Below are 9,144 nucleotides of genomic sequence, written 5' to 3' on the forward strand. Positions count from 1 at the left end.
TCAGCGCGACTTCCTGCGGGTCATGATCGCCTCGATCTCGGCTCGGGCGCGCCGCAACTCCTCACGTAGCAGGTCCCGCTTGCGCAGAAGATCGTCGCGCTCGGCGATCAGCGTGGCGGGAATGGCAATGTCGCGCGCGCAGGACGCGCAGACCAGCGCGCTCTCGACATTGTCCGACTGGCAATAGGGACACTTCATCGCTTCATTTCGGCGCGACTTTCAGGATGAAACTGGCAGTGCCGGGGCGGCCGTCGCTGTCCTTGATGTCGACCCGCACCATATATTCGCCCGGCGGCAATTCGGCATCCTGCATGTTGATGCCGTCGGCCTGGATGAACGGCTTGACCCGCGCGGTCAGGTCCACGTTGGGCGAGCGCAGGAAGATCACCTTGACCGAGTCCGGATCGATCTTCGCCCCGCCGAAGGACTCGAACTTGAGCTGCAATCGCAGCGGCGAGCTGACGGCATCGCTGGGCGAAACCACTTCCACCTTCGGACCGCGCAAAATGCCGCGCCGGTCGGTCGCAATGGCCGCCTTCGGCGGTGGCAGCCTGGCTTCGTCTTCCGTGATCAATTGCGTCGCTCGCGCGGCCCCCGAACTCAAGAGGCCGGCCGCGACGAGCCCGAGCAGCGTCTTCCGCATCATCCTCGCTCAACCCTTCCTTCCCACACACCACGTCCCGCTAGCGCACCCCGCCGTCGCCGATGATCGAGTACGGCGCCCAGAACAGCGGATGCGCGTAGGCGAATTCGGTCTTGCCCTCGCCGTTAAGATAGCCCGGGCCGTCGACGAGAGCCATCATCGCCTGGCGCAGCGCCTCGCTGCGTCCGATCTTCGGATCGTCCGCCTGCCGCTTGAACAGGTCCGTCACCAGCTGCCGCGCCGATTGCGAATGCACCGACCAGTTCGTGACCAGCAGCGCACGCGTACCGGCATAGAAGAAGGCGCGGCCAAGGCCCGAGGCCGCCTCGGCGCCGGCCCCTGCTCCAGCACCGGTGTTGCATGCCGACAGGATGACCCAATCTGCATCGAGCTTGAGGCCTAGGATCTCCTCCATGGTCAGGAGGCCATCCCCCTCCTCTCCCGTCACCGCCGGCGACGACAGTGCGAGCGCGGGCTGGGTCAGGCCGTTGAGCTCGCCCGGCACGAGGCCATGGGTCGCGAAGGCGAGGATCTTGAAGCCGGAGAGGTTCATGGTCTTGACCGCGCTCTCGGTCGCCTTGCTGCCCAGGAACAAGACCTTTGACGGGTCAGCCTGCAAGGCAATCGCGATCGACTTCAACTCGTCCGCGGTGTCGGGCAGCCGGGGCAGCAGCGCGAGCTCGGCGCTGTCGACGCCTTCCAGCTTCGGACTGTTACGCCGCTTCAAGGGCATGCCGCGTGTCACGTTGCCGCCGGCATCCGCAACCTGGACCTTGGCATCGGTGGCTTCCGCCTCGGCCTGCTGATCCCTGTTGAAATAGGGATCGCCGAAAGCCACCAGCTCGCTGCGTCCGGGCTTGCCTGGCGGTAATTGCCGCAGCGTCCTCAAAGCGGCCGCCGACGGCACCGTCGTTACCGCATGGGTACGCGCAAGCCATGGCACGTTGCGATAGCTGACGAACAGCGGGTCATCATCCTGCGACACCTCCGCAGGCGCCGTCGGCAGCAATGAGAGCGGCAGCAAGCCGAGCGCGCCGTTGGTGACGACGATCAGGTTCTTCGCCGGCTTCCAGCCGCCTTCGACCGGCTTCAGCAGGAGCTCGTAGAGCTCGTAGGCGAGCTTTAGGTCGAACGGGGGAATGTCCGAGATCATCGCCGCCTGCGGCTCGAGCGCCTCGCGCAGCTTGCGGATCTTGCTCTCGATGTCGCCGATCCTGGCATTGACTGCGGCGAAGGCTACCGGACCCGACTTGGGGACGGCCCAAACGAAGCTGCCGTTCTGGCCGAAATAGAACGACAGCATCGCCTCGTTGTCGGACAGCGTCGCGCGGATTTCCGCTACGCTCGGCGGCTTGGGCGAAACCAGATCGGCGTAAGACGGAAACTTCTGCTTGATCTCCTGCCGCGCCTTGTCGCGCTCGCCGCGCAACGCCGCGATCGAGGCCTGGATCTGCTGAACGCCCTTCTCGTCGCGATCGGCCGAGGGAATGGCGAGCACGTTGTTGAGCGTGCCGAGCTGGGCATTGACCTGCTTGGTCAGGTCCTGCTCCTTGCGCACGAGATCGGCCAGCGCCGGGTCCTTCGCCGCCGCGCGCGCACTGGAAGCTGCCAGCGCCTGCTGGACAGACCGGCCGCGGATGGCGTCGGCAAGGCTGAAGGTCTCCTCGCCGACCTCGTTGCTGGTTCCCTCGGCGCGTGCGAGCAGGAGGAAATAATTTTCGACGGTCCCTTGCAGCCGCTGGCTGCGCGCGGCAACTACCGTCGTGTTCTCGTCGTCGGCGTTCTCCCGCGCATTCGCCATCATGATCGGGATCGCGGCCTTGAACTCGCGGATCGCCTCGGCATCGCGGTGCGCCCTCATCAGCCCGATCGCCAGCGTTCCCCGCGCCGAGGCAGCGTCGAAATGGTTCTCGCCGACCCGGCCGACCTGTCTCTTCACCAACTGCTCGGCCGCGGCGATGCCGGCATCGATCTGGCCGGAGGCATAGAGCGACAGGATCCGCGACGGATTGAGCTCGAACACCTGGCGCCGCTGCGGATCCCAGTTGGCGACCGCCTTGTCGATCCTCGCATACATCTCGTTCGCCTCAGGCGTCTTCCGCCGCAGCGTCAGCATGCCGGCAAGCTGCGAGAGCAACTGCACGGTGGCTTGCGACTCCTCGGGCACGCCGACAGTCTTGTTGATCTCGAGCGCGACGCGGCCGATTTGCTCGGCCTCCTCATAGCGGCCTTCCTCGACCAGAATGCCGGCGAGGCCCATCACGAAGCGCGGCGTGACCGGATTGTATTTGCCGGTGTCCTTCAGCCGTGCCAGAAGGGCCCGGCGCGCGTCGACCTCGGCTTCAGCCAGTCTGCCCTGCCTCGCCTTCATGCGCGCCTGATTGAGTACCATGCTGTCGACAACCTGCAGTAGGAGCGTCTCTGCTGGCGGGTTTTCCGATTCCAACACTGCCTTGTTACCGGCTCTCTTGCGCACCTCCGCCGCGCGATAAGCGGCCTCGGCTTCGGCAAACTGCCCCCGTGCCTCGAATATTATCCCGCGGGTAATCTCGATTTCACCCTCCCAGGTCTGGCCGAACTTTGCATACGAGGCTCGCCAGCCAGGAAGCCCACTGGTACGCGCTTCCTGAATCCCAGTCAGGCTGCGACGCAAATAGGCTTCGGCCTGCGCAACATCACCCATCTGGATGAGAATGGACGCAACCGTGCGGTTTGCGTTGAACTGATATCCTTTCGCGCCCGGCACATTGACCGTCTCGCGCAAGAGCCTTTGCATGATCTCCAGCGCGCGCTTGGGATCGCCTGCGAGGGCGTATTGCACCGACTGCAACTGCAACAATCGCCCCATCATGTTCGGGCTGACCGCCCCGCGGCCCACTTCCACGGCCTTGTTGGCGTCGGCGGTGGATTCGGCGAGACGCCCGAGCTGGGAGCGGGCATTGGCGCGATCGAAGTAGAATTGCGCGAGATCCTCGCGGGATTCCTTCCCTGTCGGCGCGGCATCAGCGTCCGCCTTCAACTCGGCGATCAACTTCTCGTCCGGCTTTTCGCTATCCAGGATTGCAGTGATGTCGGCGATCGTCCGAGGCGGCGCCACAAAGCCTTTGGGCAGTGCCGTCCCGGGCGCCAGCTTGGGCGCCTCTTCCTTTGGCGCCGCGACCGCGACATTGGCGCGGCCATTCGCTGCGTTGAGGGCGGCGAGCACGCAAGCATGAACCTGCGGCCTGGCCTTGGCGCGACAGGCTTCAATATCCGCACCGGCCTTGCGACCTCCCTGGGCCTGCATGCAGGCCTGCACGATGGGCTTGCCGACCGTCATCCGGCAGTTCTCGACCGCCGCTTCCTGTGTGAGAGCGAATACCGGGCCGGTCGATGCCAGCAGAGCGCCGATTGCGAGGAGTTTGCGGATGCCTGGCGGCGACAGGTGATTCAAATGACTTTCGAACATGACCGGAGCCCCTGATCACATGCTGAAAGAAATGGTCAAAAATCAACGCGTCTAACACATACAATCTATCGATATCGGCGCTCGCGGGACAAGCACAAATCTATCCGACGAAGGTTCGAGACGAGCCTGTTCGCCGCTGGTGCGCCGCACAGTCATTCGGTCACCGTCGGGATCACTGCCCGGATGGAACCAGGCCGGTTCGCTCTAGCCACGCACGGTCGCCGTCGGGCCGTAAGGCGGCCGGGCGGCAACCGGCGGACTGTTCTCCTGCAAGGGGCCGTGCTTCTACCAGGGGCTCTCAGTCACATCCTCCCGCGCTGATCTACCCTCAATCGCATCATAGACGAGCCGCGCAGTAGCGATATCCTCGACGGCGAGTCCCACCGACTTGAAGATGGTTGTCTCTGACCGCCGCAATTTCTTCGAACCGGCAAAGAGCTCCCCTGCCTCTGCAGAGATAGCAGCTTTGGACAAAATTACGTCGCCGGATTCCTTGAGCACGGCTTCGCGGGAGTCCACAACCAGCGTATTATGCATAGCTGCATCGTCGAGTTCTCGCCAGGTCGGCCTCGGAGAGCCGACCGCGTTCACGTGTGCACCTTGCTTCAGCCACTCGCCCTTCAAGAAGGGTTCTACAGCGTTTGTTGCGGTCACCAGGACATCTGCACCTCGCACAGCCGGTTCGAGGTCCATCGCTGTTGCATCATGCAGTTCGGCAAAGCGCCGCGCATGATCCATCGTCCGGCTCCACACTCTCACTTCTTCAAAATTACCTATGTGCCGTAGAGCCTGCAGATGCGCGTGCGCCTGCACTCCACTTCCGAGCAGCGTTAGAACCTTACTGCCATCGGGAACGAGATATTTTGTCACCGCTGCCGAGACGGCTGCCGTTCGCATTTCGGTAATGAGCCGCCCATCCAAAAACGCCAGTGGCTTCCCTGTTTCCGGCTCAAACAGCATGATCACGGCTAGATGTGTCGGCACGTTCGTACCAGCGTTCTTCGGAAAGAAGCAGACTAACTTGGCGCCGATCCCATGCTCCGCCGCGGCGGGCATGATGCCCAGGAAGCGCTTCCCTTCCTCGATTGTGAGCATGTTGCGCACTGGCTGAATGACGCGCCCGCCTGAAAAGGCCGACAGCGCCTCTTCCATTGCGGGTATGAGTTGTTCGTATTTCAGAACCCTGGCGATTGCTGCTTCGGTCAGGGTAAGCACCATCGGAACCTCCCCTCGCTGATGCACTCAAGGCAAAAAGGTATTTTCCGGATTCTACGGTTGATCCTAGCACCAAGCGAGCTAGGACAATGTCCGAATCCGCAGATGAGCGAAGTGGCATATGCCTCGTCGAGGTCCGCTTAGCGAGGCACAGCGGACGAGATTTGCTCTCGTTCAGTTCTTCGCATTTTGACCCCGAGCGGACATAGGTTGATCTAGATCAATCTGCCGTCGCGACGACCTGTCTCTCCCTGTGACACGTGGAAAGGGAGAAGAAGATGATCAGAAATAGATTGCCCGTTGTGGCACTAGCTACCGTTCTCTCGTTGCTGACAGTTTCGGCGCTTGCCGAGACACCGCCCGTAACGGAAAAAGAAGCGCACGCCATCGGCGTCGATGCTTATCTGTACTTCTATCCACTGATCACGATGGATTTGACGCGAAGGCAATCCACCAACATTGAGCCGGGCAAAGAAGTAGGCAAAGGCCCGATGAATGCCTTCACGAATGTGAGCGAATATCCACCCGCAGATTACAGAACAGTAGTGCGAGTGAATTTTGACACTCTCTACTCCATTGCGTGGCTTGACATGACCAAGGAGCCGATGATCGTTTCCGCGCCGAATACTGATGGCCGATATTACTTGTTGCCAATGCTCGATATGTGGACCGATGTATTTGCCTCGCCTGGCTGGCGCACGACCGGCACACAGGCAGGCAACTTCCTCATCACACCCCCCGGCTGGAGCGGGACGGTCCCAGCGGACATGACGCGGATTAGCGCGCCGACGCCCTTTGTTTGGATCATTGGGCGAACTAGGACAGACGGCCCAGCGGATTATGATGCAGTTCACAAGATACAAGCCGGATACAAGGTCACGCCGCTGGCTGAATGGGGAAAAACGGCAAAGCCGGTGGAAGTAAAGATTGATCCAAGCGTCGATATGAAAACGCCGCCAAAGGTTCAGATCGACACGATGCCCGCCGCGAAGTTCTTTGCCTATGCGGCGGAGCTTCTCAAGGTCAATCCACCGCATATCACCGACCAGCCGGTCATTGCGCAATTGCAGCGGATCGGTTTCGAGGTAGGAAAGAGCTTTGATCTGGACAAGACGGCACCCGCCGTTCGCAAAGCGTTGGAGGGCGCTCCCGGTGAAGCGCAGCAATTAATGAGGTGGAAGATACCGACGCTGGCGCGCGTGGCGCACGGTTGGTCGCTGAACACCGACACGATGGGTGTATATGGCAACTACTACTTGAAGCGCGCCATTGTTGCTCAACTTGGCTTAGGCGCTAACCTTCCAGAGGATGCCATCTACCCTATCAATCTAGCGGACGAAACCGGAAAGCCTCTCGACGGAGCGAACAATTACACGCTGCACTTTGACAAAGGTGAGACGCCGCCAGCGGACGCCTTCTGGTCCGTCACGCTCTATGACGCCCAAGGCTTCCAGGTTGCGAACCCAATCAATCGGTTTGCGGTCAGCAGTTGGATGCCCTTCAAGTATAACGCGGATGGATCACTGGACCTTTACTTCCAGAATGAAGGTCCCGGTGCAGGCAACGAGGCCAACTGGCTTCCCGCCCCAAAGGGCGCATTCAATTTGCTGATGCGTCTCTACGCTCCAAGATCAGAGGCCCTCACAGGCAAGTGGAGCCCGCCGCCGGTTTCGCGAGTGTCGCTCCCGACTTTGGGTGCCCAATAGGACGCTTACCCGAAGTGGATGTCGCCTAATGGCCCCTCGCGTCATTTGCTGCGTCTGCACAAATGCGCGCGCTATGGGACCGAAGCGGAGATCGATTGGTAGCGAGCACTGCTCGGCTCAGTCGCGAACGACCCGAACGAGACATTGTCCGTGGCCCTGATATCGTCCTTCGCTGATGCACCTGCATGCCGCCTGTAGGGCGGCTCTGACCAACGAAGTAGAACGGAGCGAATAATTTGCTCAAACGACAATACGGATTTAATCTTCTACCTAATCAAGCCGACGTCGAGAAGTTGCTGATTCGATCGGAATTCGAACCAAGCCGTGCAAGATCATGAGATTACTCAAACGTTTTGTGCAACGTTTGCTGATCTTCGGATTGGGAATCTTCTGCATTTGGTTGATTGTCTTTGTTGTCTTTGAAACCGTGGACCGCAGACTACCCTGGATTCTGGCCGTCGGTGCCACCTACGGCATTGCCGCGTACATTGTTCTGCCGAGGGCCATTCGGATAGGGCTGAAGATTCTCCAAAGCAAGCGTGTACCGAGTTACACGATCACGGGTGACGGATTGCCTGGAGACCCCGTGAATGTCGTGCTCGTCGGCACCCTCCAGCAGCTTCGCGAGGCCTTTGCGGCGCTCGGCTGGTCGGAGGCAGATCGGCTCAGTCTGGCCAGCTCATGGGGAATGGTCCGAGCCTTCGCGCTGAACGCTCCATATGCCACCGCCCCATTCAGCACACTCTATCTTTTCGGGCGTGGCCAGGACATCGGCCTTCAGAAGGCAATCGACAACAGCCCCCGGAAGCGCCATCACATACGGTTCTGGGCTTTGAGCCAGAAGCGCGCCCGGGCTACCTGGGGAACCGCAGATTTCTGGCTAAACACCGAACGCCCGCCCGACAATGAAAGCGTTCTCTGGATAGGAGCCGGCACCAAGGACACGGGCCTTTCCCTCACTCGCCTTTCGTATCAGATCACCCACGCCACGGATTCTAACACAAATGCGGAGCGCGACTATATTATCGGCGAGTTGAGGAAAAATCGATCTATCGAGACGGTGAAAGTGTACAAAGCCGGCGAAAATCTCCTCTCCGAGCGGGTCAACCACTACATTACTGATGGCGAAATCGCGTTGGCGGTGCTCGCAGCAAATTGCGATTGATACGCACCCGGAGAGTGGCTTCCGCCGTCAATATCGGAGACCTGTGGGCGTCTGACCGGTATCCAGATTTAGCCATTTCCTCATCGTGGGCGCTGCGCGCCGACGAGGCTGATCGAATAGCACGCATTTGCTGCGATGCATGAGTCCGGAAGTGGACCTTCGCGACGGTTTGAGCAGCGCCGAAATCTTTCCGAACTTGAGGGTAGACCGGACCTCACTCCGATGGCTCAAAACGGCGCTCGTGACCCAACGCGGACCTTGGGGCCATGCCTGCATCCGCGCTACCGTGGCGCGCGGAGGCCGCCGTCGTCCGGCTGTCTGGTCAGCTCGATGGCCTTCTGCTGATCGGCGAGCGTCGCGACCTCATCCTGCTTGTCCGCGTGGGCCTTACTACGGGCGCCATGGACCTTCGGATCATTCGGTGTGAGCTCGATCTGTGCGCTGTAGTCGTCGATGGCGGGTTCAAACTCCCCGCGTGATTGATGCGCCCCGCCTCGAGAGCCGTAGGCAGCGCGTAGGATGGGTAGAGCGAAGCGAAACCCATCTTCAAACACCCGCCGCGCCGACACGGGGCGGAGAACTCAAAGCGAGTTGGGGCAGTGTGGCGCGAAGGGGGTGATGGGTTTCGCAAGAGCTCTACCCATCCTACGAGGCTGTGACTCTTTTCGTATCGAGCGTCAGGTGGATATGATTCTCTAACACTACTCTGGCAGATTTTTAGTGGTGGCGAGATTTTTGGGATTCTCAAGAGAGTGCTTGCGTGATTCATAAGAGGTCGGCTCATGGAGGGCCGATCAATGAACGTGGACTGGCGGGCTGATCTCGATCGCTGGCTAGCGCCGTTTGTCGCGGCACTACGGCACAAGACGAGGGCGCGGATGTGTCCAGCCTATATCGCGGGGCTGATTGGTCCAGGAGACCGCAAGAGCATTCAGCCGATGGCGACGCGCGCTAGCGACGTCGGCTA

7 protein-coding genes and 1 pseudogene are annotated in these 9,144 nt (G+C 60.7%); 3 read left to right on the top strand and 5 right to left on the bottom strand.

Going from position 1 to position 9,144, the window contains the following annotated elements:
* The 4 genes from YUU_RS0104500 to YUU_RS0104515 form a co-directional block, all read right to left on the bottom strand.
* Positions 1–198: a hypothetical protein gene (locus tag YUU_RS0104500; protein WP_027521293.1), complete on the bottom strand. Its 198-nt coding sequence runs from the start codon at positions 196–198 to the stop codon at positions 1–3.
* Positions 199–202: 4 nt separating this feature from the next.
* Positions 203–646 (bottom strand): hypothetical protein, encoded by a 444-nt coding sequence (locus YUU_RS0104505; protein WP_245287946.1) that lies wholly within the window; start codon positions 644–646, stop codon positions 203–205.
* Positions 647–683: 37 nt separating this feature from the next.
* Positions 684–4,091: a CHAT domain-containing tetratricopeptide repeat protein gene (locus tag YUU_RS0104510; protein ID WP_156944085.1), complete on the bottom strand. Its 3,408-nt coding sequence runs from the start codon at positions 4,089–4,091 to the stop codon at positions 684–686.
* Positions 4,092–4,376: 285 nt separating this feature from the next.
* Positions 4,377–5,309: an ornithine cyclodeaminase family protein gene (locus tag YUU_RS0104515; RefSeq protein WP_027521296.1), complete on the bottom strand. Its 933-nt coding sequence runs from the start codon at positions 5,307–5,309 to the stop codon at positions 4,377–4,379.
* 275 nt (positions 5,310–5,584) lie between these two features.
* On the opposite strand from YUU_RS0104515, the gene YUU_RS0104520 reads away from it, so the two are divergent.
* Positions 5,585–7,012 (top strand): DUF1254 domain-containing protein, encoded by a 1,428-nt coding sequence (locus YUU_RS0104520; protein WP_027521297.1) that lies wholly within the window; start codon positions 5,585–5,587, stop codon positions 7,010–7,012.
* A 334-nt stretch (positions 7,013–7,346) separates the two neighbouring features.
* Positions 7,347–8,177 (top strand): LssY C-terminal domain-containing protein, encoded by an 831-nt coding sequence (locus YUU_RS0104525; RefSeq protein WP_027521298.1) that lies wholly within the window; start codon positions 7,347–7,349, stop codon positions 8,175–8,177.
* A gap of 281 nt (positions 8,178–8,458) precedes the next feature.
* On the opposite strand, the gene YUU_RS0104530 is transcribed toward YUU_RS0104525, so the two are convergent.
* Complete coding sequence (locus tag YUU_RS0104530) at positions 8,459–8,746, bottom strand: hypothetical protein (RefSeq protein ID WP_156944086.1); 288 nt, start codon at positions 8,744–8,746, stop codon at positions 8,459–8,461.
* Positions 8,747–8,937: 191 nt separating this feature from the next.
* On the opposite strand from YUU_RS0104530, the pseudogene YUU_RS56075 reads away from it, so the two are divergent.
* Positions 8,938–9,144, top strand: a pseudogene (locus tag YUU_RS56075) (transposase); the annotation flags it as partial.

This window comes from Bradyrhizobium sp. Ec3.3, from assembly GCF_000472925.1.
GTDB lineage: Bacteria > Pseudomonadota > Alphaproteobacteria > Rhizobiales > Xanthobacteraceae > Bradyrhizobium.

Excerpts from the sequence above, each read along its gene's own strand:
- YUU_RS0104500 (WP_027521293.1), bottom strand. The coding sequence starts at position 198 with ATGAAGTGTCCCTATTGCCAGTCGGACAATGTCGAGAGCGCGCTGGTC.
- YUU_RS0104505 (WP_245287946.1), bottom strand. The coding sequence starts at position 646 with ATGATGCGGAAGACGCTGCTCGGGCTCGTCGCGGCCGGCCTCTTGAGT.
- YUU_RS0104510 (WP_156944085.1), bottom strand. The coding sequence starts at position 4,091 with ATGTTCGAAAGTCATTTGAATCACCTGTCGCCGCCAGGCATCCGCAAA.
- YUU_RS0104515 (WP_027521296.1), bottom strand. The coding sequence starts at position 5,309 with ATGGTGCTTACCCTGACCGAAGCAGCAATCGCCAGGGTTCTGAAATAC.
- YUU_RS0104520 (WP_027521297.1), top strand. The coding sequence starts at position 5,585 with ATGATCAGAAATAGATTGCCCGTTGTGGCACTAGCTACCGTTCTCTCG.
- YUU_RS0104525 (WP_027521298.1), top strand. The coding sequence starts at position 7,347 with ATGAGATTACTCAAACGTTTTGTGCAACGTTTGCTGATCTTCGGATTG.